The organism is Micromonospora sp. NPDC048839 (assembly GCF_040649915.1).
Classification (GTDB): domain Bacteria; phylum Actinomycetota; class Actinomycetes; order Mycobacteriales; family Micromonosporaceae; genus Micromonospora.
Map to the genome: position 1 here is coordinate 129,955 of NZ_JBEZGL010000018.1, position 22,552 is coordinate 152,506.

A 22,552-nucleotide genomic window follows, 5' to 3' on the forward strand; every position below is an offset into this window, starting at 1 on the left:
CGCTCTACCAGCCGGCTTCGGTGACGATGCCGGCACGCCGGGCACGCGCACGCCACCGCGCCAGGTTGGCGGGCAGGTGGAATGGCTCCGCAGCGGCAGGGTGGGCCAGGACAACCTCGGAGATCCTCCCGGCGAGACGGATCTGTGTGCTCATGGTGACGACATGGCCGAGGCTTGCGATCCTGGCCGGAATCTGGAGTTCCGCGTCGCCCAGCGCGCAGATCCTGCCCTGCGCGGTGAAGGCGTCGGACAGCCGCGCCCAGAAGGGGTCGAGAGACCGGCGCAGCTCACCGCTGCCGGAAACCGCAACGTTCCAGGGCGGATTTGTCACCACCGCGTCGACGGATCCCGGTGCCCAGGCGGCTTTCCCCGCGTCAGTGACCGAGAACCGGACCCGCACTCCTGCGCGTTCGGCGTTCCGGCGTGCGTTACCGACCCGAGTGGCATCGATGTCGCTGGCGGACACGTCGGCACCCGTTCCGAGCAGGGCGGCCTCGATGGCGATCGTGCCGTCTCCGCAGAACGGGTCGATCATCGTCTGGTCGGCGGCGAGGTCCGCCAGCATCGCCAGCATCGCGGCCACTGGAGGGTGCAGAGTCCCAGGTCCCGCCTCCTCCTTGTAGCCGCGCCGGTGTAGGGGGCGTTGCCCGAGCCGGAGCGCCGCGACAGCCGTCGACCCGCGGAGGAACAGCCGGACGGTCAGGTCGGGATCCTTGGGTCGCACGCTGTCCGTGCGCGGCAGGTGAGTGCCTCCGAGCGGGTCCTGGAGCAGACGTCCGGTGCCGTTCTCCACGTCGAACCGGTTGTAGGTCCGCCGCCCTTCGAGGCTCGCGACGACATCGAACCTGAGCGCTTCGGGAAGTTCACGGAGCGCGGTCACGGCCGGGATCGAGGACCTCCACTCCAGCCGCGCCAGTTGGGTCGCGAGTGGCGAAAGATCCGCTTTGGTATGTCCGACACCGCCGACCTCACCCACCTGGATGAAGAGGTCGTCGACGGTCTTGAGGCGTGCGGCGGCCGGCTCGGGGCGCTCGGTTTCGAAGCTCACCTCTCTGGCCGCCATGGTGATCATGGCGGCGCCGGCGATGTCACGCTCGATCTCCGCAGCCGAGATCCACTCCAGCCCGCGAACCGTCCGAGCGATGTAGCGAAAGGTCACGAGCCTGCTTCGTGTTCTGCGCGGGAAGCTGCACCGCTTCGGCCGACGACTGCCGGCGCGACTTCCGCGAGGTCCTCGCGGTGAGTCCTGGTGGGTGTCACCGACGCGGTCACCCTTCCTGTTCACATCAGTCGAGAGTCGGCAACGCGGACCTGCTCGCTGACATCGGTGCTGGTGGGCCTCTCATCATAGAGTTCCTGCCGGGGGCCGGCCTCCCGTCGCCGCGGGGACGACGCCAAGGAAGACCCGTCGCTGTTGGGCCGAGCCCGGGTCCCAGGCGGTGCTGGTCAGCTCCTTCGCCGCACGGGGGCGCTCACCTCACGGTTGGGCGATCCGGTCCACCGTCACGCTCTCCTTCAGTGGACTGTTCGGGTGCCGCCCACAGCGGCATGGGTCGGCCCGACACCCGCCCGTACAACCAGTCGACGGCGGTGACCAGCACCACCGCGGCGGCCGCGACGAGCAACTGAGTCGAGGTACGCAGCAGACCCAGGCTCACGATGAGTGTGGTCGCGCCGGCCGGCGGATGGGACGCCTTCAGCAACACCAGCACCAGCAGGGTCACCGCCAGCGATCCGGCCGCCGCGACGATCCGGGGTCCGCTGATGCCCTCCTGAAGCGCGGAGGGCTCGTCGGTCAGCCCGCACGCCAGCAGGAACCCGTACCCGGCCAGCAGCGCCACGCCGTGGCCGATGAAGGTGTTCCGGGGCGAGGACTGCGGTGAACGGGGCTTCTCCACGTGCAGCATCACCGCCGGGCCCAGGCTGGGGAACAGCCACGGCTGGTGGGTGACGAGCGCGACCACCCCGGCGACCACCAACGCCAGCGCGCCGCCGGTGAAGGCATGCGCGGCCCGTCGAGCCTGTCCCATGACACTCCCTTGCCTCGACCGTTCCGTCCGTCGGTGGCCCGACCCAAGGTCAGCACCCCGAACCGGACCGGACTGCACCTTTCCGGAAATCTCCGCGGCCAACGCGGATCGGAAGTCGTCCACCGGGCCCGGTGGCCGGGGATCACGGGGAAAGCTCCCGGGCCACCGCCGAACCTGTCGCCTGACCACGCCCGCGCCCGCCGCGGCGTCCGCGCCCGAGGCGCCGGCGGGGGCACCCGAGGCGTGGACGGCATCGACAGGGTTTGGTGGGCGGACGATAGGCTGCGGGCGGCAGTCGAGTGACCTAAGGGGAACGGGTGACAGGCGGAACGGTTCGCGCGGTGATCGCGGTCTGCGGGCATCCGGCGTGAGCGACGGGTTGCGCCCCGGGGACCCGGCCCGCCTCGGTGGGTACGACGTGCTCGACCGGCTCGGCGACGGGGGCATGGGCACTGTCTTCCTGGCCCGGTCTCCGCAGGGTCGGCAGGTGGCGGTCAAGGTCGTCCGGCCGGAGTTCTCGCATGACGAGGAGTTCCGTGGTCGGTTCCGCAGCGAGGTGAACCGCGCCCGCCAGGTTCCACCGTTCTGCACCGCCGAGGTCCTGGACGCCGACCCGGACCACAACCCGCCGTACCTGGTGGTGGAGTACGTCGAGGGCCCCAGCCTGGCCCAGGTGATCAGGGATCGAGGGCCGCTGGGGGCCGCGCAACTGCACAGCATCGCGGTCGGGGTGGCAACCGCGCTCACCGCCATCCATGGCGCCGGGGTGATCCACCGGGACCTGAAGCCGGCCAACGTCCTGGTCGCACCGGGTGGGATCAAGGTCATCGACTTCGGCATCGCCCGAGCTTTCGAGGCGACGAGCCAGCACACCCGGACCAACCAGATGGTCGGGACCGTCTCGTACATGGCCCCGGAGCGGTTCGACTCGTCGTCCGGCCACACGGTGGGTCCGGCCGCGGACATCTTCGCCTGGGGCGCCCTGGTCGCTCACGCCGCGACCGGCCGCAACCCGTTCGGAGGTGACTCCCCGACCGCCGTCGCGATGCGGATCCTCACCCAACCGCCGGACCTGACCGGCCTCGGCGGTGCGCTGCGGGAGTTGGTCGCCCGGGCGCTGGAGAAGGATCCCGCTGCCCGGCCCACCGCCCGGGAGTTGCTCGACGAACTGTTGACCGTCGCGAATCAGCGGGGTGCTGCCGAGACGGCCCAACGCCTGGCGGAGTCGCCCACGGTGCGTGCGGCACAGGCGCACGATGGTGCCGACCAGGGGCGGCGTTCGAAGCCGTCCGCCGGGCGTACGGGCTCGGGCCGGCGTGGTTGGCTCATCGCTCTGGGGTCGGTCGTCGCGGTGATCGCGGTGCTGGTGCCCGCCTTCCTGTTCGGCCCGCGACTGCTGGACGACCAGGCCGGACCCGCCCCGACCGGCTCGACGGCGGCGGGGAGCCAGGCGGCGGGCGGGGCGTCGGCCGCCGCGTCCACACCAGCGGCTACGCCGACCGCTTCGCCGTCGGCCGCCGCGGACCCTACCGAGGCCATCCTGGCCGGACAGCGGCGAATCCTGGTGCACGTGGTGGAGATCGACCGCGATCTGTCGTTGCCGTCGGACGGCGAGATCGCGGTCGGCGGCGGGACCGGCAAGGACGCGCTCTTCGTGCTCGAACCGGTAGGTGTGGACTACATGATCAAATCGTTGAACCCGGAGATCGCCCATCGACCGTGCCTCGGGGTCAAGAGAGATGGGGAAGGCAACAAGTTGTTGGTGGGAGCCGAGTGTCGGCCGACCAAGGCAACCCTGTTCTCGATAGCTCCTGAGGGCAAGGACGATAAGGGGCGCACCTCCTACGTCATCGTCAACGAGGAGTACGGCGTGGTGCAGTGGGACGAGACCAGGACCGAGATCTACGTCGAGTTCATGGGTGACGCCCCGGTCGACACCACCTTCAGCCTGGTCGACCGAGGCGCGGTCTGAGGCGGGCGTACCCCGCCCGAGTCGCCGAGCCCCACCCAGGGGCCATCGTTGCCTGACCCACGTCTGCTGAACCTAGGCCTGGTGCGCTGTGGCGGCGGTCCGACCGGCTGCGGCGGGCGGGTTGACGTTGCCCGAATAATGGGCAACCGTCGATGTTAGCGCCAACGCATCGGCTCCTCAAGGGCTCCGGTCGCGGTCCGTGCCGACGAGCTGGGGCGGATGCCTGCCCAGGTCCGGTGGGAGGGGATCCCGCCCTGGGGCACGACCCGTCACCGCCTGATGTTCCCAGCACGTTACGTCTTGACGAACGGCATGTTATCGCTCACAGTCGATGGCTAAGGACGACGACATCTATGGCTTACCGGGGAAGCCTGCTTCGTCGACCCTCGAATCGGTCGTGCGCCAGGGCATGCATGCGTGTTGTTAGCGCTAACTTCCCCGACGCATCGCCCGGACACGTGTCGCGGTGCGCCCACCCTCGGGCAGGCCGTTCGGCTTTGGTCATTGAAGGAGGATCATGTCTGCCCTCGATAGGTCTCCATCGATCGCGCCGCCCTCGCGGCGGCGTTGGTGGCTGCCCCGCGTTCTCGCCGCTGGCGCGGCGGCGGTACTGGTTGGCGGTGCTGCCGTAGCGGTGGTGTCGTCACCCGCCGCCGCGGCGACTGTCGACACGAGCGCGTGGTACGTGTTGATCAACCGCAACAGCAACAAGGCCCTCGACGTGTACAACCTGGCCACGAACGACGGTGCCCGGATCACCCAGTGGACGCGCAACAACGGCAACCAGCAGCAGTGGCAGTTCGTCGACTCCGGCGGTGGCTACTACCGGGTGAAGTCGCGGCTCTCCGGCAAGGTGCTGGACGTCTCCGGCCGCTCGACCGCCAACGGCGGGCCGATCGTGCAGTGGTCTGACAACAACGGCACCAACCAGCAGTTCCGGTTGGCCGACTCGGACAGCGGTTACGTCCGGCTGATCAACCGCAACAGCAACAAGGTGATGGAGGTGCAGGGCGCCTCGACCGCCGACGGTGGCAACATCGTGCAGTACGACGACTGGAACGGCACCAACCAGCAGTGGCAGTTCGTCCGCGTCGACGGTGGGAGCAACCCCACCACGCCGCCGCCGTCGTCCCCGCCGCCGGGTGGCGTGTGTGACCTTCCCTCGACGTACCGCTGGTCGTCGAGTGGCGTGTTGGCGACTCCGAAGTCGGGTTGGGTGTCGCTCAAGGACTTCACCGTGGCCCCCTTCAACGGCCAGCAGTTGGTCTACGCGACCACGCACGACTTCGGCAGCTCCTGGGGTTCGATGAACTTCAGCCTGTTCTCGAACTACTCGCAGATGGCCTCGGCCACGCAGACCGGGATGAACTCGGGGACCGTCGCGCCGTCGTTGTTCTACTTCGCGCCGAAGAGCATCTGGGTGCTCGCCTACCAGTGGGGTGGGCCGGCGTTCTCGTATCGGACCTCGACCAACCCGACCAACCCGAACGGCTGGTCGGCGCCGCAGACGCTGTTCACCGGGAGCATCACCGGTTCCGGTACCGGGCCGATCGACCAGGCGCTGATCGCCGACGACACGAACATGTACCTGTTCTTCGCGGGCGACAACGGCAAGATCTACCGGGCCAGCATGCCGATCGGGAACTTCCCGGGCAGCTTCGGCAGCAGCTACACGACGATCATGAGTGACACGACGAACAATCTGTTCGAGGCGCCGCAGGTCTACAAGCTGCAGGGTCTGAACAAGTATCTCATGATCGTCGAGGCGATCGGTTCGACGGGCCGCTACTTCCGCTCGTTCACGAGCACCAGCCTGAACGGTACGTGGACGCCGCAGGCCGCGTCCCAGAGCAACCCGTTCGCCGGCAAGGTCAACAGTGGTGCCACCTGGACCAACGACATCAGCCACGGTGAGCTGCTGCGTACCAACGCCGACCAGACGATGACCGTCGACGCGTGCAACCTGCAGCTGCTCTACCAGGGTCGTTCCCCCAGCTCCGAGGGCGTCGACTACGGCCTCCTGCCGTACCGGCCGGGTCTGCTGACCCTCCAGCGCTGAGCAGTGACCCGAGACCGTCGTTCCACGGCGGGTCGGGACACCGCAGGTAGTCGAAGTGGTGAATGAAGGGCCCGTGGCGGACAACTCCCGCCACGGGCCCTTCCCTGGAACTGCCGCTGCTTCCCGCGCTGGGATGAACGACGTTCGCGGTCAATCCTGCGTCACCCGCGCCACTCGGTGGGGCGGGGTGTGCCGCTCACGCAGGTGAGCACCTGCCCCTTACCGCGAGTGGCGCTCGCCGTGGTTGTCGCGAAACCGTGGGCTTCCAGCAGCAACGTGGTCGAGGTGAGGTTGGCTGTGGCGTGCGCGGCCGTGGGCCGCTCGCCGAAGACGTAGAGCCGCCCGCCGGGCTTCAGCAGGCCCCGCACTCGCTCGATCTGCTGTGTCGCGTCGCCCAGCCAGAACATGCTGACGTTCACTGCGAAGATCTTGTCGAAACCGAGTGGGTCAAGGTCTGCCGACTCGAACCCGACACAGCGAATGTCAGCTCGGCCGGCGTTGATATGGGCAGCGTTCCGGTTGGTGGCAAGTCGCACCATCGTCGCAGCCCGATCGAGGGCGATGATCCGACCGGTCGTTAGGCGGCTGGCGACCAGGGAGACGGCGGCTCCCCGACCGCAGCCGATCTCCAGCACCGTGTCGTCGGGCGCGACAGCCATCGTCTCCACTGCCCAGCGCTGCCGGTGGGCCGTCGTCGTCCGCACCGGCTCGTCCGGCAAGGGAGTGCCGTTCCCGCTGGTGGAAGCCGGATGGCGGATGGGCAGAGTGCACTTCACGGCGTCACCCGAGGTGCCTGCTCTGCTCACACATCTGATTTCACCCTGCCGGACGAGCCAGTGCACCGTGTCCTCGATCACCGGCGAAGGTGCCCGCACCGCCTTGCGGCGCCGAGGCCCGCCCGGGAAGGCAGCTCGATGCCACGCCGGGCAGCGTGCGCGGGCGGACCTGCGATGCCGCCGCCTCGACGCACCGCTTCCGGATCGAGCAGGTCGCCGACGGCAGCTACTCGATCCTTCAGGGGAAGCGCTACGTCCAGGTGGTCGACGGCACCAACGCCCTGGTCCCCGACCTGCCCGAGGGCCTCACCACCACGTACGAGTTCGAGGATCGTGAGCCCGCCCCGCGCTGAGCCACGAACCGTTACGGCCCCCGGGCGGACAGCTCCCGTCCTTCGCTGTCAGAGCCAGACCACGATCCCGGTCAGGTCGTTGAGGACCGCCGCCACACCCGCCCGGATGGCTGCCGCGCAGCGCTCGCCGGTGAACGACTTGGGGTCGTACGTCGAGGACATGCCGAGCCCCTCGCCGCGGAACGACGCGCCTTCCCAGTCGACGGACGTGACGTTGTGGGTCGGCTCGGCGAGTTCGGCGCCCACGACGAGGAACTTCTCGTCCAGGTGGTTCGGGGTGACCAGGGCGAGGGGATCGATGAGGTCACCGCCGGCGCTGACGATGAGATCCGGTTTCATCTCCATGGCCTTGGCGATGCTGGGAACGGCATCGTGGGCGTTGCCGACGGTGATGGTCCGGAGATCCGCGTGCTCGTCGTCGGCCCACTCCCGCACGGCCGTCACGAGAGCCTTGGTCGGGTCGTCGGTGCCGGCGGTGAGCAGGACGACCCGATAGTCCTTCGGCGGGTGGACCCCGGCCCACGAGCCGGGTCGCGGCGTGATCGTCGCCTCCGGAGCGGGGGTGGTGGAGGGGTCGACGAATCCGGGGCCGAGAGTCCCCACGGCGCTGGGTGCGGGATGCGGCTGGGACCAGTCGTCGCCGGAGTTGCAGGCGGCGACCAGCGCGGCGGTCGCGGCCAGCATGGCGACGGCCCGAAGCGGGGGGCGCAAGGTGGTCGTCCTTTCGGGTGGTGGCGGCAGCCTCGTATTCCTATCTCAATTCCCCGCACCGTTTATCCGCGGGCGGTCCTTCGCGGTAGTTGTTTTCCGGCGGTTCGTCGGCGCGCGGGCTGGTGTTCACCCACGCCATGCAACGTGCACTGGCCAACCGAGGGAGTCGTATGTTGGGGCGCGTCCGCCGTACCGTTATCTGCACCGCTGTCGGTATTGCCGCAGTGGTGCTTCCATTTTTGGGCGCCGGAACCGCGTCCGCGCACGGGTTTTCGTCGACTGTGTACGCGAAAATAACGGCCGGAGACGAGGGTCACATCCGTACGGCGCTGGACCTCGAATACGACCTTCTCGTCGTGTCCGCCGCGGATTCGGGTGACGATGACCCACTCTTTAAGGCGGGTACCGCCGCATTCGACGCGGGTGACAGCGACGCGCAGGCCGCGGCACTGAAGAGCCACTCGTCGACGGTCCTGAGGTATGTCTCGGACCGGTTCGCGGTGACCGCTCGCAACACGGACTGTCAGCCGACCCAGGTGGGCGACGCGACGATCGGCGAGCGCGAGGGCGTGCCGTACGCGAATCTGCTGCTCGACTGGACCTGCCCCGAGCGGCTCGACCAGCACGAGGTGCGCAGCGCGCTGTTCCCGGACGACGAGGGCTACGTCAAGGGCACCAAGACGATCGTCACCTACGAGATCGACAGCCGTTCGGGCAGCGCGGCGCTGGACAGCGCCAACCCCAGCTTCTCGACGGCCCAGGCGTGGTACGAGCGGTTCGGGGAGTTCTTCCTGCTGGGCGCCGAACATCTACTGTCCGGGATCGACCACATCCTGTTCCTGCTGGCGCTCATCGCGGGATCGCGGCGCCTGCGGGAGATCGTGCTCGCGGCCACCAGCTTCACCCTGGCGCACTCGGTGACGTTCATGCTCGCGGCCCTCGGCCTGGTCGAGGTGCCGGGGGCAGTCGTGGAGCCGGTCATCGCGTTGTCGATCGCCGTCGTCGCCGGCTGGCACCTGTGGGGGATCTGGCGACGCGGCAGGCACGCGACCGACCTGGAGACGGCGGGGCACGGTCACTTCAGCCTGGACCGGGCCGGCTGGATCCGTCTCGGCGTGGTCTTCTGCTTCGGCCTCGTGCACGGCCTGGGCTTCGCGGGCGCGTTGGGCATCGACGAGGCGTGGTCGTGGACCCTGCTGTGGTCGCTGTTGGTGTTCAACGTCGGCATCGAGGTCGTTCAGTTGACGATTATCGCGCTGGTCTTCCCGCTCCTGCTCGTCCTGCGCCGCCGTGCGCCGAAAGCCGGCATCTGGGCGACCGGTGTTGTTTCCGCAGCCGTGTCCGTCATGGGGCTGATCTGGTTTGTCCAGCGCGTTTCCGGGTCCTGAGTAAGGCTAAGTAGTTCGCGAAGTGCAGGCTTTCGCAAGATCACGTTCATGGTTGGTTCATCAGGCGGCGAAAGCGTTGATTTGCTTCCCCGCGTCGGGTGAAGTCACCATCCATTTCTCTATTTGAAAAGGGAACAATGTCGATGACATTGAGCACCTCGACACGGGCCCCCGGGCTCGTGCGGCGGCGCGTGGTCGCCGGGGTCGCAGCCGGCTTCCTGGGAATGGGCGCGGCCCTCGGTAGCGGCCTGACCGCCACCGCCAGCGCGGCCGAGTCCACCACGATCACCGGCGTGATCCTCGGCGTCGGCGCCAACGAGACCCAGCGGATCGTGAGCTGGTACTCCTCCGCGGACACCGCCCAGAAGATCCAGCTCGCCCCGACCGCCGAGATCGTCAACGGCGAGTTTCCGGCAAGCGCCGTCAGCTTCGACGCCGTCGGCGCGGCGAACACCTCCACCACCGGCTTCAACCGGCACGCCACGATCAGCAACCTGCGCGAGAACACGGCGTACTCGTACCGGGTCGGCGCCGAGGGCGGTTGGTCCCCGGCGTACGCCTTCAAGACCCAGGACTTCGAGGGCGACTACGACTTCCTGTTCTTCGGTGACCCGCAGATCGGCTCCTCCGGTGACCGGCTGAAGGACCAGGCCGGTTGGGAGGAGACCCTGAAGGTCGCCACCGGGGCCAACCCGAACGCCGAGCTGCTGGTGTCCGCCGGCGACCACGTGGAGAGCGCCAACGACGAGGGGCAGTGGACCTCGTTCCTGGCCCCCGACCAGCTGCGTCAGATCCCCCTCGTGGCCACCATCGGTAACCACGACGTCGGCGGCAAGTCCTACGAGCAGCACCACTTCACCCCGAACACCGACCGCTCGGCGCAGTACTACAACGGCGACCAGGCGACCCGGTCCGGCGGCGACTACTGGTTCATCCACAAGGATGTGCTGTTCATCGACCTGAACAGCAACAGCTACGCCAACCCGGCGGACGGATCCGCCGGCGGCGACGCGGCGCACGTCGCGTACGTCACCGACGTGATCAACAAGCACGGCTCCGAGGCCAAGTGGAAGGTGCTGGTCTACCACCACTCCATCTACTCGCCGGCCAGCCACGCGACCGACACCGACAACAAGCAGCGGCGGGAGGACTTCACCACCGCGTTCTCCAACCTCGGCGTGGACATGGTGCTCCAGGGCCACGACCACAGCTACTCCCGCAGCTACTCGATCAAGAACGGCCAGAAGGAGAACCCGGCCGAGCAGCCCGGTGCTGCCGAGGTCTTCCCCGGCCCGGGTGGCGTCATCTACGTGACGGCCAACTCGGCCTCCGGCTCGAAGTACTACGACATCAAGAAGCCGGACGCCACCGGCACCGGCATCCGGGGCAACGGCCCGGACCCGCTGGACCCGAACAAGTACTGGTACAACTCGTCGCAGAACCAGGAGCACGTCCGCAGCTACGTCAAGGTGCAGGTCCGTGGCGACAAGCTGGTCCTGGCCAACGTTCGCAGTGGCACCTGCGCGGCACCGAACGCGGCCGTCGAGAAGGGCCTCTCCTGCGTCAACACCCCGGACGGTCAGCCGGTCGGCTCGGTCACCGACAAGGTGACCGTGCACCCGTACCACGGTGACGGTCAGGCCATCCAGGTCAACGTCCCGAACCCGGCTCCGGGTGAGTTCGGCTGGACGATCGACGGCTACAACGGCCTTGTCGACCTGGGCACCGCCCAGGAGCGCGACGGCACCTACTTCGAGGCGGCCGGCAAGATCAACCCGATCCTCGTGTCGGACAGCCGCCGTTCGCTCGCCCCGTGGTCGATCTCGGCCAACGTCGGTGACTTCCAGGACGCCGACAAGAAGTTCTCCGGCTCCTACCTGGGCTGGAACCCGTACGTGCTCGACGGCGGCGCGGGCGCCGAGGCCGGTGCTCCGGTCCTGTCGTCCTTCGACGACCAGGGCAAGGGCCTCTCGGTCTCCAGCGCCCTCGCCGCGGCCGCGCAGGGTCACCCGCGGGGCGGCGCCCGCCTCGGTGCCGACCTGGATCTGAAGATCCCGGACAGCATCGCGAAGGGCAGCTACCGCACCACGCTCACGATCACCGCGCTGAGCAGCTGACCGAACTGTTCCAACCGGGCGGGGTAGGCACCTTCGGGGGCCTACCCCGCCACCCATGTGCAGACCTCCCAAGATCACCTCAAGGATCCGACATGTACCCGTCCGTAACGCGCTGGAAGAAGCTTGCTCGTACCACCGCGCTGTCCCTGCTCGCCGCAGTCGCGACCGTCGGCGTCGGTGCCGGCCCCGCCCTGGCGGCGGACGGCAACGTCGCCTGGACGGTCCGCACGGCCTCCAACGGCTACGGCGAGGCTCGGTCCAGTTACAGCTACAACGTCAACCCCGGCGGCGCCGTCGAGGACGCCATGGCCGTCGCCAACCGCGGGAAGGCGCCACTGACCCTTTCCGTGTACGCCGCCGACGGCTTCACGACCGACGCGGGTCAGCTCGACCTGCTCACCAGGGATGCCAAGTCCGTCGCGATCGGCGCCTGGGCGAAGCCGAAGGCCGGCAGTGTCGTGATCCAGCCCGGCAAGACCGCGCAGGTCCCCTTCACGGTCAGCGTCCCGGACAACGCCACGCCCGGCGACTACGTGGGCGGGATCCTCACCACGCTCACCCAGGCCGACCAGGCCGAAGGCATCAACGTCGACAGGCGCCTCGGCATCCGGATCAAGCTGCGGGTCGGCGGCGAACTGAAGCCGAACCTCGCGATCGAGGACCCGCACGTCACGTACGGCGGCTCGGCCAACCCGTTCCGCAAGGGCGACGCCACCGTCACCTACAAGATCCACAACATCGGCAACGCGGCACTCTCCGGGCAGCAGACGGTATCGGTCTCGGGGCCGTTCGGCGTGCTGCGGGTCGGGGCGAAGGACATCGCCGCGCCCCCGGAGCTGCTCCCGGGGGAGAGCTGGGACGTGACCGTGCCCATCGCCGATGTCGCCCCCGCCGTCTCGCTGGCCGCGACCGTGACCCTCACGCCGCTGCTCACCGACGCCTCGGGCTCCACCACCTCGCTCAAGCCGGTGACGGTCACCGCGCACGGCTGGGCGCTGCCGTGGATGTTGGTGCTGGCGCTCGTCGTCCTCGTCGCCGCGGTCGTCGGGGCGTACCTGTACCGGCGTCGCAACCGGACGCGGCGCGCGGTTCGCGAGGACGCCCGCGTACGTGACGCCGTCGCGCAGGCGCTGCGTGGTCAGGAGCCGCAGACCTCCTGATCGCTCAACCGGGGGCCGCGACGGCCGTCGTCCACCGCGCCGCCGGAGTGGGTCGCCTCACCGAGTGGCCCTCCCACCGGTGGTCACGGCGCGGCGGGTCAGGCCGACCGCAACCATGAGCACCGCGATCACCAGCACCGCCGCCAGCGCCGGTGCCCAGGTCGGGGCCGTGCGCAGCACGACCGTGCCGAGCACGGCGCCGACCACGAGCCCGGCCAGCCGGCCGACGCCACCCACGTCGGCGAACCGGTGCGGGTCGACGATGCGCCGCCGGACCAGTTCGGTCAGCGAGCCGGTCAGGTAGGTGGTCGACGCGCCCGGCACGCCGGCGCCCATGGTGATCACGCTCTGGATGCCGCTCGCCACGGCCGCCATCCCCAGCAGCACGAGCCCGAAGCCGTACCCGGGACGTGCCGCGCAGGCCCACCAGCCGACCGTGAAACCGAGCAGGAGCACCGCCTCGGCGGACGTCACCACAGCGGTACGGCCGTTCCACCCGGGCGGGATGTGGCGCAACGGCACCGTGGCGGCGGCCACCCCCACGGCGTAACCACCGACCGCCACCACCGCACCCGCGAGCGACCGGACGTCCGCCGTGGCGAGCGCGTGGCCGAAGTGCACCAGATTGCCGGTGACCACGCTGGCGAAGTACCCGTTCAGCCTGGTCAGGCAGATCACGTCGATGCAGCCGGAGGCCGCGGCCAACGCCACCAGAAGCCAGGCCGCGGCCCGCGTCGACGGAGCCCGCATGTCGGCGCCCCCTTCCCTCCTCCCGCGATCGTGCACGTGCCGCCCCGGCGCAGGGGGCGTTCCACGCGTATCGGCAACCGAAACCGCAAGATCGCGCCGGGGCCTTTTGGGGGAATGGCACTCATCTCCGGCCCACGCCGGTCCCCGAGCCGGCATGCTGCGACGGTGACGCCGGCACAGAGGGGGAATCCACATGGTTGACGGGGATGTGCCAGAGCGGATGCAGGCCGCGGCCCTGGACGAGTTCGGTGGGCCGGAGGTGATCACGCTGCGAAAGCTGCCGATCCCGCAGATCGCCGACGACGAGATCCTGATCAAGGTCCGGAGCGCCGGCGTGGGCGTGTGGGACGTGTACGAGCGGCAGGGCATGCTGGTGCCGGAGGGCTCGGCGCTCCCGATCGTGCCCGGCTCAGACGGTGCCGGCACGGTCCTCGCCGCCGGCAGCAAGGTGTCAAACGTCGGGGTCGGTGACCTGGTCTACGTCTCCGCCACCACCCGCCCGAAGGGCGGCTTCTACGCCGAGTACGCGGCGGTCAGGGCGGAGTACGCGGCCAAGGTGCCCGACGGCGTACCGGCCGAGCACGCCGGGGCCATGCCCACCGACGCGCTGACCGCGCTGGCCGGGCTCGACACCGTCAGCCTGTCGGCCGGCTCCTGGTTGTTGATCTTTGGTGCGAGCGGCGGCCAGGGTCACCTGGCCGTGCAGTTGGCCAAGCGGCAGGGCCTGAACGTGATCGCCGTGGCGTCCGGGGCGGACGGCGTCGCGCTGGTGACCCGGCTCGGCGCCGACGTGTCCCTCGACGGCCACGCCGACCTGACCGAGGTGCTCGCCCGGATCCGGGACGCGGCACCGGGCGGGGTGGACGCCATCCTGGCGATGGCCGGCGGCAAGACGCTGGACCGGCTCACCGAGACACTCACCGACGGTGGCGTGGTCGCCTTCGCCCACGGGGTGCAGCCGGAGCCGCAGGAACGGTCGGGCGTGGTGGTCCGGGCGTACGACGGCGAATCGACCCCCCGACAGTTGCAGCGCCTCAACGAACTCATCGAGGCCGGCCCGTTCGTGGTGCACGTCGCGGAGAAGTTCCCGCTGGGCAAGGTCCGCGACGCGCACCAGCGCCTGGAAACCTCCTACGCCGGCAAGCTGCTGCTGACGGTGTCCTGAGACCTCAGCGCGCCGTGCGCTGTTGCGGCACGCGTACCGATGCCATGCCGGCCGCCGTCGCGGCCTGGATGCCCAGGTCGGTGTCCTCGAAGACCAGGCACGACCCCGGGGGTACGCCGAGGTGTTCCGCCGCGAGCAGGAACGCCTCCGGGTCCGGCTTGGCCCGGGTGTAGTCCTCGGCGCAGACCAGCACGTCGAACCGGTCCAGCAGGCCGAGCGCGTCGAGCGAGGCGGTGACCGAGGCGCGGGTGCTGCCGGAGACCACGGCGAACGGGACCCGCCGGTGGGCGTCGTGGATGTGCGCCACCACCTCCGGCACGGCGGCGAGCTGCGGCAACAGCTCCTCGTAGTAGCTCTCCCGGCGCTCGACAACTGTCGCCACCGGCATGGCCAGCCCCTGCTGCTCGTTCAGGGCGACGATGATGTCGGCGGTCGGCCGCCCACCCCAGGCGTAGAAGAGGTCCTCCGGGAACTCGCAACCCCAGTCGTGCAGGGCCCGCTGCCACGCCACGTAGTGCAGCGGCATCGAGTCGACGATCGTGCCGTCGCAGTCGAACAGGTACGCGGCGAACTCACCGGCTGGCAGCGGCAGACTCATCCGGGGAAGGGTACACAGCTCACTCGGTCGTGACTTCTTCAAGTTGGCTGAGCAGGTACGCGCGCTCCGGTTCGGTGCCGACAAGCGTCAACGCGCTGCGGTACGCGGCCGCGGCCTCGTCGTACCGACCGAGCCGGCGCAGCAGGGCGGCCCGCGCCGCCGGATAGGGGTGGTGGCCGCGCAGGCGCGGATCGTCGGCCAACTCGTCGAGCAGCGCGAGCCCCGCCTCCGGCCCGTCCCGCATGGCCACCGCGGCGGCCCGGTTCAGCGCGACGACAGGCGAGGGCATCAGGCCGAGCAGCACGTCGTAGAGCGCAACCACCTGCGGCCAGTCGGTACTGGCCACGTCGGCGGCCTCGTCGTGCAGCGCGGCGATGGCGGCCTGCACCCCGTACGGGCCGGGCGCCCGGCCGGTCAGCGCGACCACCACCAGGGCGCACCCCTCCTCGATCATCGGACGGTCCCACCGTCCCCGATCCTGGTCGTCGAGGAGGACCAGGGCGCCGTCCGGCCCGGTACGCGCGTCCCGTCGGGCGTGGACCAGCAGCATCAGGCCGAGCAGCCCGGCGACCTCCCGCTCGGCCGGCAGCAGCCGCCGCAGGATCCGGCCCAGCCGGATGGCCTCCTCGGCCAGGTCGATCCGTTGCAGATCCGGGCCGGAGCTGGCCGCGTACCCCTCGGTGAAGACCGAGTAGACGGCCTGGAGCACCGTGGGCAGACGACCGGGCAGCTCGTCGGGGCCGGGCACCCGGAACGGGATGCGGGCGTCGCGGATCTTCCGTTTGGCCCGGACGAGTCGCTGGGCCATGGTGGCGGGCGGCACCAGGAAGGCCCGCGCGACCTCGGTGGTGGTGAGGCCGGCCAGGAACCGCAGGGTGAGTGCGCCGCGATCCTGCGCGGCCAGGGCCGGGTGCGCGCAGGTGAAGAAGAGCGCCAGCCGGTCGTCGGGCAGGTCCCGGTCCGCGTCGGCGGGCGGCGCGTGGTCGGCCCGCTCCGCCTCCGCCCGGAGTACGGCGAGCCGCGTCGCCAGCACCCGGTCGCGACGCAGCCGGTCCACCGCTCGACGCCGGGCCGTGGTGAGCAGCCAGGCGCCGGGCCGGCCCGGGACTCCATCGGTCGGCCAGTGCGTCAGCGCCGCCTCGATGGCCTCCGAGGCGACCTCCTCGGCCAGGTCGAGGTCGCCGAAGCGGCGCACCAGCGAGGCGAGCAGTCGGCCGCGTTCCTCCCGGAACACCGCCTCCACCGACGACCCGACTGCTGCCGCCTCACCCGGCACGGTCAGACCTGCACGTCGATCTCGGCGATCGGACGGACCTGGACCGATCCGGTGCCGACGGCCCCGGGGCTGCGGGCCGCCCAGTCCAACGCGGCGTCGAGGTCCGGCACGTCGATGATGTCGTACCCGCCGAGCAGCTCGCGGGTCTCGGCGAACGGCCCGTCGGTGATCGTGCGGTCGCCGTCCGGGCCGACCTGCACGGTGGTGCAGGTGGTCAGGTCCTGCAGGGGGTGCCCGGAGACCCAGACCCCGGCGTCCTTCATCTCCCGGTCGTAGCGGATCCAGTCCTCGAAGCTGCACCCGTTGTCGACGACCTCCCCGTCGACCATGGGGCTCATGAACAGCAGCATGTACTTCACGTTCGGCTCCTCTCGGTGCGGCGTGTCGCCGTACAGCATGACGACGGTCGAGGCCCGCGGATATCGACACGGCGGATCAGGTTTTTCGGCCGGGACTTCACGACGCCGGGTCACGTCGGTCCACCCGTCGCAAGGTCACGTCGGTCCATTCGTCGTTCGAACCAGGTGACCCCGATCAGGAAGGTGGTCAGCAGGGTGAGCGCCGCCAGTGGCGGCAGGGATCGGCCGATCGGCAGCAGGGCCAACGACAGCAGCGCGGCGACGACCTGCCCCGGGTGCACCGCGCCAACTGTCAGCCGACGGAAGACCAACCTGCTGAGCAGGTAGAGGGCGGTGCCGCCGTAGAGCGCGGTCGCGGCCTCCCAACCCAGCCGGCCGGGATACGTGGACCCCTCGGTGAGCTGGGCGATCACCTCCTCGATGCCGAGCGCGACGTAGATGACGCCGATGATCAGCGTGGAGTGCCCGAGCCCGTACGCGTCGCCGGCAACGCGGGCTCGTCGCTCACCCGGCACGTTGCTGACCGCCTCCCGGGCGGCGGACGCCAGCCGATCGAAGTAGAGCCACCACAGGCAGACCGTGCTGGTGAGGCCGAGCAGTGCGGCCAGTAGGGCGGAGCCGACCGGCGCCATCGCCCTCGGGCCTGCGCCGGCAGAGATCAGGGACTCACCCAACGCGATGATGAGCACCAGGCCGAACCGCTCGCTGAAGTGGTCCACGCTGCGCAGTTGCCACGGCCGGAAGGTGGACGCGATCCGGGCACCGCCGATGTTCAGCAGAAACGCGACAGTCCAGAGCGCCGTCTGGGCCGCACCGCCGAGCAGGGCGCCGATGATCAGCGGGATCCAGCCCAGCACCACCGGCACGGTGAAAAACCGCAGCGTCGAGCGCAAGGCAGGGTTCGTCGCGCTCGCCCAGAACAGAATCACGAGCTGTACGGCCCGGCCAACGACGTAGGCCAGGGCCAGCGTCAGCGGCGCGTCGAACAGCTCCGGGCTCTGCTGCCACGCGTCCGGCAACACCAGCGCGGCCACGAATATCGCTGCCATCGCGACCAGGGTGATGGCGCGGACCGGGCCGACGTCCGGCCGGACCAGGTTCCCGACCCAGATGTACGGCGACCAGGAGTAGAGCAGCAGGAGCAGGAGGAGCAGCCCCTGGGCCAGGGTGAGCGCGCTCGGCGACACCGCCATGAACGTGATGACCCGGGTGAGCGCGAAGACGAAGACCAGGTCGAAGAAGATCTCGAACATCGTGGTCCGGTGCGTCACCCCCGCCGGCACCGGACGAATGTCGAATATCCTCCTCATACTCGCATTCTGCGCCATCTGGGCCGCTGGCCCATCCGGTCTACCCGCCCGGCGTCGCTCTGAAGAGCAGGAAGAACCGCTCGGCCGCTCTCATGTCGCCGTGCACCTCGATATCGCCCGCCGAGACCGCCGATCGCAGCGGCGTGCCGCCGAACATCAGGTCCCGCAGCGCGTGCACCGTGCCGGTGAGCGTGACGTCGACCTGCCCGGACCGGCCACGAGCCACGCTGACCCCACTCGGTGCCACCCCCACCTCGAAGGCGTCGGTGCCCACCTGCAACCGGAGGCGAGTGGTCACGGGCGCGTCGGCCGGCGGCCGGTAGAGGGCCTTGAGCAGCAGCATGAACGCGTCGGTGCTCATCTCGACGTCCGGCTCCGCGGGCAGGCCGGCCCCCCACCGCGACAACTCGATCAACGTCGGCTCCAGTTGCTGACCGCGTTCCGTCAACTCGTACGCGTGCACGCTGGCCGGCGGCCCGAGCTGCACCCGCCGGACGATGCCGGACTGCTCCAGCTCCCGGAGGCGCTGGCTGAGCACGTTCTGGCTGGCCCTCGGCAGGCCGGCCCGCAGATCGCCGAAACGCTTCGGGCCGAAGACCAGCTCTCGGACAATCAGCAGAGCCCAGCGCTCGCCGACGATGTCCATCGTGCGCGCCGCCCCGCAGGCGTCCTGGTAAGTCCGCTGAGTCACATCGCCATCGTAGTCGGCGTCCACCGAACAGTGCTAACGTCGAACCATCTAGTCCTAACTTAGGAGTAAGTGATGGATGCACTGCTCGTCAAGGTGATGGAGCGACACGGCGGCCTCGACCGTTGGAACGCCGCGTCGACCCTCACCACCCGGCTCACCTACGGCGGACCGTTCTGGGCGTTCAAGGGCCGCCCCGACTTCGACGGCACCGAACTGGTCGAGGCCGACCTGCACCGGGAGCGGATCCGCCACGTCCAGGAGGGCACCGGCCGGGTCACCGAGTACGACCGCGACACCGACCGGGTCACCGTCACCGCAGCCGACGGCAGCCTCATCGACGAGCTGACGAACCCCCGGGCCAGCTTCGCCGGCTACACCCGGGACAGCCAGTGGACGCTCGCCCAGGCCGCCTACTTCCGCGGCTACGCCACCTGGCACTACCTCGTCGAGCCGTTCCTGTTCACCTGGCCAGGCGTCGAGGCGCACGAGGTCGAGCCGTGGGTCGAGGGCGGCGAGTCGTGGCGCGGGCTGCGCGTCACGTACCCCGAGAGCCTGGACACCCACAACGACACCCAGCTGTACTACTTCGACGACAGCGGGCTGCTGCGGCGCATGGACTACCAGCCGGTGGTCAACGGCTCCTCCCCGACCGCGCACTACGTGAGCGGGGCGATCGAGGTCGACGGGCTGGTCGTGCCGACGCGACGCCGGATCCACATCCGCCAGGAGGACCGCACCCCGGATCTCTCCTGGACGCCGATCACCCTGGACCTGGCTGACGTCCGGATCCGCTGACACCCCGACGGCGTCGCAGCGGACCCGACGTCACGTCGCCGACCGGACGCCCCGGCCTCAGGTCGAGGCGTCCGTCCGGCGCCGGCTCCGCTCAGCCCGCCGCCGCACCTGCTGGTACGCGCCGGTCAGCCCCATCGCCCGGCGTACCTCGACCATGGTCTGGCGTACCTCCTCGCGGGTCCGTTCCGTGCCCTCGACGATCAGCCGGTCCACCAACCCCCGGTCCGCCTCGATCTCGGCCCGACGCTCCCGAATCGGCGCCAGGAACCCCTCCAGCGCGGCAATCAGCCGCTGCTTGACCTCCACGTCGCCGACCCGCCCGGCCCGGTAACGCCGGGCCAGGTCGGCCACCTCGTCGCGGTCCGGATTGAAAACCTCGTGGTACGCGAACACCGGGTTGCCCTCCACCGTGCCCGGCACGTCGGCGCGCACCCGGTTCGGATCGGTGTACATGCCGAGCACCTTGCGACGCACCGTCGCCGCGTCATCGGAGAGCGCGATGGTGTTCCCTCGACTCTTGCTCATCTTGGCCGCCCCGTCGGTGCCCACCAGGCTCGGCGTCTCCGCCGCGATCAGCTCGGGCACCGGGAAGACCGGGCCGTACAGGTGGTTGAACCGCCGGGCGATCTCCCGGGTCACCTCGACGTGCGCGGCGTTGTCCCGACCGACCGGGACCACCTCGCCCTTCACGCAGAGGATGTCCGCGGCCTGAAGCACCGGGTAGCCCAGCAACCCGTACGGCATCTCCTCCTTGCCGGCGTCGCGGGCCATGTCCTTGAGGGACGGCACCCGTTCCAGCCGGGGAACCGTCACCAGGTTCTGGAGCAGGGTGTTGAGGTCGCCGACCTCGGGGATCGCCGACTGGAGGTAGAAGGTGGCCCGTTCCGGGTCGACGCCGGCGGCGAGGATGTCCGTGACCATCTCCCGGGCGTTGCCGGAGACCTGGTCGATGTCCTCGCGGCGGTTGCGAGTGGTGAGCATGTGCAGGTCGGCGATGATGAAGAAGCTCTCGTAGCGCCGGTGCAGCCGTACCCGGTTGGCGATGCTGCCGACGTAGTGGCCAAGGTGCAGGCGGCCGGTCGGCCGGTCGCCGGTGAGCATTCGTGCGACGGACATGGTGATGCCTCTCGTTCCGTTGGTGGGTCACGCGTGGGCGCGCGCCGAGCGGGGCAGGTCAGCCCCCTCGGTCAGCGGGATCGGCTCAGCGAGCCGTCCGCCATCGCGCGCCGGCGCGGAACCGCAGACCACCGGCACGGAGGACACTCAGGAGTTGCTCACGGCCATCGCCGGAGCTGGTCGGAACATCGGGCGCCGCGGCGAGGCGGAGGCCGTCGACCGTGTCGACCGCCTCCGCTGCGCAACTGCCCGTCCGAACCACGGCCTCACATTACCCGCGGGGCGGCACCGGGCAGTGGAAGCTGGCTGGCGGCGTAGTAGGCGCCAACGCGGTCCCGGTACTCCGGGTCGGCCGGATCCGCATCGAACGGCGGTGCGTCCTTGATCTGCTGCTTGGTCCGGTCGACATGAACGACGCGTTCCTGGTGATCCACCCGCTCCACCGTGCCGGCGGGCAGCAGCACCTTCTGACCGAAGATCCAGGGGCCGGTGTCCACCACCAGGTACCCGGCATCCGTCTCGTTGCTCGCCTCGTCGATGGTGCCGATGCGTCCGTCACTGGCCTGCACGTGGTAGCCCACCAGGTCCACAGGCGTGCCGGGGCCGGGAGCGTCCGGACCGTCGTGGCCACCGTCCGGGCCTTCCGGCGGGGTGACCGACGGGGTGGTCTCGTTGTATCCGCCAGCCAGGGCGGACGGGTCGCGCCAGGCCCAGGGATTGAAGATCGTGGGTTGCATGGGGCACCTCCGGGGGATGGTCCTCAGCCGTCCTGTTCTGCAGTGCCCACCGCGCCGGCATCGAAACGAACCGACGAACCTTGACCCGTCACGTCGTCGATCGCGGCCCAGTGGCGGGCGGGTGTCCGCCTCCGTGCCGACGTGGTGGCGGGCGGGTGTCCGCCTCCGTGCCGACGTGGTGGCGGGCGGGTGTCCGCCTCCGTGCCGACGTGGTGGCGGGCGGGTGTGCGCTTCCGTGCCGACGTGGTGGCGGGCGGGTGTCCGCGAACGGCCAGGTGAACAGGTGCGCTGGCATACTCGGCAGCCATGGTGCTGTCGCGAGGGTGGGCTGTCTTCCTGGTCGGGGTCGGGGTCTGGACCTGGGTTATCTGGCCGAGGTTCGCGGTCGCCATCTGGCAGGACCCGCGGTCCTGGACATCCGGCACCGTCGGCGACGGCTCCGCCACCAGCTTCCTGTGGGTGCACGCACTGCTGATCGCGGCGTCCCTGGCGATCGGGACGACAGCCGGTGTCCTCGGCATCCGGGCCTGGCTCGCCGCCCGCCGACGGCCGGCGTCCTGACCTGCCCCGCCTCTCGGTGGCAGCGGCTGTTGCAGAACCGATCGGGCCTCAGGCGCGCTCGGCAACCGGTCGACGACGCGAGTGTGACGCGCGCCGCTACCCGCGGATTTGACGATCAAACCCGCAGACGCGTAACTTTCTCTCTGCCAGCGCGGAACGGGGCAAACGGGACGGAAGTCCTGGGGCCCCGAAACGAACTGGCAACCGGGTCACGGAGGAGTTCGCTCCTGCGAGACACGGTCCGGGCGGTGCTCGCCGGATCGGCCGCGAGGCGGATTTGGTGCAGCGAAGCCGACCGGGTAAGGTTCACGACCGGCAGGGAACCGGGCGAGACTGCGGGAAACCGCAGCGGCCGGCCTGCCAAATCCGACGACCTGACGCAGCGGCTTGCTGCTGCGTGAGTGCGCCGGCGCTAAGCCGTACGAAGCATGACAGACCGGGACACACGGTTTGACACGGCGAAGACGGTGAGGTAACGTAGTAAAAGTGCCCGGCGCGAGAGCGACGGGGACACGGTACGAAAAGCCCCGGTTGGGGTTCCACTGAGGTGGGGCTTCTGGTCGGTGTGTGGTTGTTCTTTGAGAACTCAACAGGGTGCTTGTAAAGCCAGTGCCAATTATGATTTATA

At 69.8% G+C, this 22,552-nt stretch carries 21 protein-coding genes; 9 read left to right on the forward strand and 12 right to left on the reverse strand.

Annotation, left to right across the window (positions count from 1 at the left end):
• Nucleotides 1–4 precede the first annotated feature (4 nt).
• On the reverse strand, nucleotides 5–1,072 hold the full coding sequence (locus AB0C25_RS28205) for a methyltransferase domain-containing protein (protein WP_357377135.1): 1,068 nt from the start codon (nucleotides 1,070–1,072) through the stop codon (nucleotides 5–7).
• Between the two features lie 400 nt (nucleotides 1,073–1,472).
• On the reverse strand, nucleotides 1,473–2,030 hold the full coding sequence (locus tag AB0C25_RS28210; protein WP_357377136.1) for an HPP family protein: 558 nt from the start codon (nucleotides 2,028–2,030) through the stop codon (nucleotides 1,473–1,475).
• A gap of 367 nt (nucleotides 2,031–2,397) precedes the next feature.
• On the opposite strand from AB0C25_RS28210, the gene AB0C25_RS28215 reads away from it, so the two are divergent.
• Both AB0C25_RS28215 and AB0C25_RS28220 read left to right on the forward strand, forming a co-directional pair.
• Nucleotides 2,398–4,002, forward strand: a complete 1,605-nt coding sequence (locus AB0C25_RS28215; RefSeq protein WP_357377137.1) for a serine/threonine-protein kinase — start codon at nucleotides 2,398–2,400, stop codon at nucleotides 4,000–4,002.
• A gap of 517 nt (nucleotides 4,003–4,519) precedes the next feature.
• Nucleotides 4,520–6,061 carry a non-reducing end alpha-L-arabinofuranosidase family hydrolase gene (locus AB0C25_RS28220; protein ID WP_357377138.1) on the forward strand — a complete coding sequence of 514 codons (1,542 nt, stop codon included), beginning with the start codon at nucleotides 4,520–4,522 and terminating at the stop codon, nucleotides 6,059–6,061.
• Between the two features lie 161 nt (nucleotides 6,062–6,222).
• Here the strand turns inward: AB0C25_RS28220 and AB0C25_RS28225 are convergent, their stop codons facing one another.
• Nucleotides 6,223–6,765, reverse strand: a complete 543-nt coding sequence (locus AB0C25_RS28225) for a class I SAM-dependent methyltransferase (RefSeq protein WP_357377139.1) — start codon at nucleotides 6,763–6,765, stop codon at nucleotides 6,223–6,225.
• A 227-nt stretch (nucleotides 6,766–6,992) separates the two neighbouring features.
• On the opposite strand from AB0C25_RS28225, the gene AB0C25_RS28230 reads away from it, so the two are divergent.
• Nucleotides 6,993–7,190, forward strand: coding sequence for a hypothetical protein (locus tag AB0C25_RS28230; protein ID WP_357377140.1), 198 nt, complete (start codon nucleotides 6,993–6,995; stop codon nucleotides 7,188–7,190).
• 48 nt (nucleotides 7,191–7,238) lie between these two features.
• Here AB0C25_RS28230 and AB0C25_RS28235 read toward each other — a convergent pair whose 3' ends face one another.
• Nucleotides 7,239–7,901, reverse strand: coding sequence for a hypothetical protein (locus AB0C25_RS28235; RefSeq protein WP_357377141.1), 663 nt, complete (start codon nucleotides 7,899–7,901; stop codon nucleotides 7,239–7,241).
• 356 nt (nucleotides 7,902–8,257) lie between these two features.
• Here AB0C25_RS28235 and AB0C25_RS28240 point away from each other — a divergent pair, with 356 nt between their 5' ends.
• From AB0C25_RS28240 to AB0C25_RS28250, 3 genes are all read left to right on the forward strand, one after another.
• Nucleotides 8,258–9,289, forward strand: coding sequence for a HupE/UreJ family protein (locus AB0C25_RS28240; RefSeq protein WP_357377142.1), 1,032 nt, complete (start codon nucleotides 8,258–8,260; stop codon nucleotides 9,287–9,289).
• A gap of 143 nt (nucleotides 9,290–9,432) precedes the next feature.
• The gene (locus tag AB0C25_RS28245; protein ID WP_357377143.1) at nucleotides 9,433–11,406 is read left to right on the forward strand and encodes an FN3 domain-containing metallophosphoesterase family protein; all 1,974 of its coding nucleotides are present in this window, start codon (nucleotides 9,433–9,435) and stop codon (nucleotides 11,404–11,406) included.
• Between the two features lie 92 nt (nucleotides 11,407–11,498).
• On the forward strand, nucleotides 11,499–12,566 hold the full coding sequence (locus AB0C25_RS28250; RefSeq protein WP_357377144.1) for a DUF916 domain-containing protein: 1,068 nt from the start codon (nucleotides 11,499–11,501) through the stop codon (nucleotides 12,564–12,566).
• A gap of 57 nt (nucleotides 12,567–12,623) precedes the next feature.
• On the opposite strand, the gene AB0C25_RS28255 is transcribed toward AB0C25_RS28250, so the two are convergent.
• The gene (locus tag AB0C25_RS28255) at nucleotides 12,624–13,316 is read right to left on the reverse strand and encodes a YoaK family protein (protein WP_357377145.1); all 693 of its coding nucleotides are present in this window, start codon (nucleotides 13,314–13,316) and stop codon (nucleotides 12,624–12,626) included.
• Between the two features lie 193 nt (nucleotides 13,317–13,509).
• Here AB0C25_RS28255 and AB0C25_RS28260 point away from each other — a divergent pair, with 193 nt between their 5' ends.
• Complete coding sequence (locus AB0C25_RS28260; protein ID WP_357377146.1) at nucleotides 13,510–14,481, forward strand: NADP-dependent oxidoreductase; 972 nt, start codon at nucleotides 13,510–13,512, stop codon at nucleotides 14,479–14,481.
• A gap of 4 nt (nucleotides 14,482–14,485) precedes the next feature.
• On the opposite strand, the gene AB0C25_RS28265 is transcribed toward AB0C25_RS28260, so the two are convergent.
• From AB0C25_RS28265 to AB0C25_RS28285, 5 genes are all read right to left on the reverse strand, one after another.
• A complete protein-coding gene (locus AB0C25_RS28265; RefSeq protein WP_357377147.1) occupies nucleotides 14,486–15,079 on the reverse strand; it encodes an HAD family phosphatase in 594 nt (197 codons plus the stop codon).
• Between the two features lie 19 nt (nucleotides 15,080–15,098).
• The gene (locus tag AB0C25_RS28270) at nucleotides 15,099–16,355 is read right to left on the reverse strand and encodes a sigma-70 family RNA polymerase sigma factor (RefSeq protein WP_357377148.1); all 1,257 of its coding nucleotides are present in this window, start codon (nucleotides 16,353–16,355) and stop codon (nucleotides 15,099–15,101) included.
• 2 nt (nucleotides 16,356–16,357) lie between these two features.
• A complete protein-coding gene (locus tag AB0C25_RS28275) occupies nucleotides 16,358–16,705 on the reverse strand; it encodes a YciI family protein (RefSeq protein WP_357377155.1) in 348 nt (115 codons plus the stop codon).
• 119 nt (nucleotides 16,706–16,824) lie between these two features.
• A complete protein-coding gene (locus tag AB0C25_RS28280) occupies nucleotides 16,825–18,024 on the reverse strand; it encodes a low temperature requirement protein A (protein ID WP_357377149.1) in 1,200 nt (399 codons plus the stop codon).
• 40 nt (nucleotides 18,025–18,064) lie between these two features.
• Nucleotides 18,065–18,715, reverse strand: a complete 651-nt coding sequence (locus AB0C25_RS28285; RefSeq protein ID WP_357377150.1) for a winged helix-turn-helix transcriptional regulator — start codon at nucleotides 18,713–18,715, stop codon at nucleotides 18,065–18,067.
• A 72-nt stretch (nucleotides 18,716–18,787) separates the two neighbouring features.
• On the opposite strand from AB0C25_RS28285, the gene AB0C25_RS28290 reads away from it, so the two are divergent.
• Complete coding sequence (locus AB0C25_RS28290) at nucleotides 18,788–19,510, forward strand: hypothetical protein (RefSeq protein WP_357377151.1); 723 nt, start codon at nucleotides 18,788–18,790, stop codon at nucleotides 19,508–19,510.
• Nucleotides 19,511–19,567: 57 nt separating this feature from the next.
• On the opposite strand, the gene trpS is transcribed toward AB0C25_RS28290, so the two are convergent.
• Together trpS and AB0C25_RS28300 are read right to left on the reverse strand one after the other, a co-directional pair.
• On the reverse strand, nucleotides 19,568–20,626 hold the full coding sequence (trpS, locus tag AB0C25_RS28295; protein ID WP_357377152.1) for a tryptophan--tRNA ligase: 1,059 nt from the start codon (nucleotides 20,624–20,626) through the stop codon (nucleotides 19,568–19,570).
• Between the two features lie 266 nt (nucleotides 20,627–20,892).
• The gene (locus tag AB0C25_RS28300) at nucleotides 20,893–21,363 is read right to left on the reverse strand and encodes a PRC-barrel domain-containing protein (protein WP_357377153.1); all 471 of its coding nucleotides are present in this window, start codon (nucleotides 21,361–21,363) and stop codon (nucleotides 20,893–20,895) included.
• Between the two features lie 306 nt (nucleotides 21,364–21,669).
• Between AB0C25_RS28300 and AB0C25_RS28305 the strand changes: the two genes are divergently transcribed.
• Nucleotides 21,670–21,924, forward strand: a complete 255-nt coding sequence (locus AB0C25_RS28305; protein ID WP_357377154.1) for a hypothetical protein — start codon at nucleotides 21,670–21,672, stop codon at nucleotides 21,922–21,924.
• The last annotated feature ends 628 nt before the right edge of the window (nucleotides 21,925–22,552 follow it).

Coding starts and splice junctions, on each gene's coding strand:
- AB0C25_RS28210 (WP_357377136.1), bottom strand. CDS start 2,030: ATGGGACAGGCTCGACGGGCCGCGCATGCCTTCACCGGCGGCGCGCTG.
- AB0C25_RS28305 (WP_357377154.1), top strand. CDS start 21,670: ATGGTGCTGTCGCGAGGGTGGGCTGTCTTCCTGGTCGGGGTCGGGGTC.
- AB0C25_RS28300 (WP_357377153.1), bottom strand. CDS start 21,363: ATGCAACCCACGATCTTCAATCCCTGGGCCTGGCGCGACCCGTCCGCC.
- AB0C25_RS28290 (WP_357377151.1), top strand. CDS start 18,788: ATGGATGCACTGCTCGTCAAGGTGATGGAGCGACACGGCGGCCTCGAC.
- AB0C25_RS28260 (WP_357377146.1), top strand. CDS start 13,510: ATGGTTGACGGGGATGTGCCAGAGCGGATGCAGGCCGCGGCCCTGGAC.
- AB0C25_RS28265 (WP_357377147.1), bottom strand. CDS start 15,079: ATGAGTCTGCCGCTGCCAGCCGGTGAGTTCGCCGCGTACCTGTTCGAC.
- AB0C25_RS28275 (WP_357377155.1), bottom strand. CDS start 16,705: ATGCTGCTGTTCATGAGCCCCATGGTCGACGGGGAGGTCGTCGACAAC.
- AB0C25_RS28245 (WP_357377143.1), top strand. CDS start 9,433: ATGACATTGAGCACCTCGACACGGGCCCCCGGGCTCGTGCGGCGGCGC.
- AB0C25_RS28220 (WP_357377138.1), top strand. CDS start 4,520: ATGTCTGCCCTCGATAGGTCTCCATCGATCGCGCCGCCCTCGCGGCGG.
- AB0C25_RS28205 (WP_357377135.1), bottom strand. CDS start 1,072: ATGATCACCATGGCGGCCAGAGAGGTGAGCTTCGAAACCGAGCGCCCC.
- AB0C25_RS28280 (WP_357377149.1), bottom strand. CDS start 18,024: ATGAGGAGGATATTCGACATTCGTCCGGTGCCGGCGGGGGTGACGCAC.
- AB0C25_RS28250 (WP_357377144.1), top strand. CDS start 11,499: ATGTACCCGTCCGTAACGCGCTGGAAGAAGCTTGCTCGTACCACCGCG.
- trpS (WP_357377152.1), bottom strand. CDS start 20,626: ATGTCCGTCGCACGAATGCTCACCGGCGACCGGCCGACCGGCCGCCTG.
- AB0C25_RS28255 (WP_357377145.1), bottom strand. CDS start 13,316: ATGCGGGCTCCGTCGACGCGGGCCGCGGCCTGGCTTCTGGTGGCGTTG.